At 52.3% G+C, this 831-nt stretch carries 1 protein-coding gene and 1 pseudogene; both read left to right on the top strand.

Annotation, left to right across the window (positions count from 1 at the left end):
- A pseudogene (locus tag A3754_RS27090) lies at nt 1-298 on the top strand (DUF4339 domain-containing protein); the annotation flags it as partial.
- A gap of 95 nt (nt 299-393) precedes the next feature.
- Nucleotides 394-678 (top strand): hypothetical protein, encoded by a 285-nt coding sequence (locus A3754_RS03340; RefSeq protein ID WP_063518846.1) that lies wholly within the window; start codon nt 394-396, stop codon nt 676-678.
- The last annotated feature ends 153 nt before the right edge of the window (nt 679-831 follow it).

The following is an 831-nucleotide window of genomic DNA, read 5'->3' on the forward strand; positions in this document are numbered from 1 at the left end:
ACTGATTGGCTTGATCCTCGAATCCATCGTCGCAGGTGTAGCTTACGACGGAAATGAATACCGGATAGAACAAGCCCTCTCGAATGCCGAGTTCTGGTACATCACTCTGGCTCTCAACATCGCCTTGTCATTCTGGGATGAAAAGCGTCTGGAGCAATCCGGTATCGACACCAGCAAGTTCAAAGGAATCACCTGGCTGATCCCCGTTTACCTGTATCAAAGAGCCCAGGCCCTGAAGCACAACCTGGCCTACTTCATCGTCTGGTTGGTTTGCTTCGCGCTGATGCTCACGGTTTAACCACCGAGCCTATACCAGCGATATCGCGCCAACCCCATGAAGGCCTGTCACACATCGACAGGCCGCCTCCTATCAATATCAGAAGAGCCACCACAATGAAGACTCTATCTTTATTGCTGCCTGCCGCGTCCATCTTGCTGGCTGGATGCGCAGAGGAGCCCAACAGCACCTTCGAGGAAAGCATTAACGCCCTGTGTGTTGACCAGATCACGCTGGACGATCTGGAAAACCCAGATTTCTGCGACTGTGTATACACGAATGTCTTGGCTAGCTACTCCGTCACCGTAGGGGTACCACCGGATGACATCTCGTCGGGCGAGGCGCAATCAGCAGTTCAGCCCTTGGTCAGTGATGCCATTGCCACATGCAGAAATGGCTAACTCGCACCAACTCCCATTTATCGACCCTCCCCTTCAATTCATCCCATCATTCACAACATGGAGTTAATCATGAGAAAAATGACTTTCGCTGCGGCCTTGATGGCCATCTCCCTTTCCGGGTGCTCAGACCTCTCTGAAGTCATCGAAGTTGGC

This window comes from Alcanivorax sp. HI0083 (genome assembly GCF_001635175.1).